General features: G+C 54.2%; 1 rRNA gene. It reads right to left on the reverse strand.

The annotated features are described in order from the left end of the window. Positions 1–286 (reverse strand): 16S ribosomal RNA (locus SJ312_RS23415); the annotation flags it as partial.

Genomic DNA, 286 nt, shown 5'->3' on the forward strand with positions numbered 1-286 from the left:
TGATGATATTAGCATCAACGCCTTCCTCCCGACTGAAAGTACTTTACAACCCTAGGGCCTTCTTCATACACGCGGCATGGCTGCATCAGGCTTGCGCCCATTGTGCAATATTCCCCACTGCTGCCTCCCGTAGGAGTCTGGGCCGTGTCTCAGTCCCAGTGTGGCTGATCATCCTCTCAGACCAGCTAGGGATCGTCGCCTAGGTGAGCCATTACCTCACCTACTAGCTAATCCCATATGGGTTCATCCGATAGCGCAAGGACCGAAGTTCCCCTGCTTTGCTCCT

It is taken from the genome of Providencia sp. CIM-Carb-044, from assembly GCF_033901115.1.
Lineage (GTDB): Bacteria > Pseudomonadota > Gammaproteobacteria > Enterobacterales > Enterobacteriaceae > Providencia > Providencia hangzhouensis.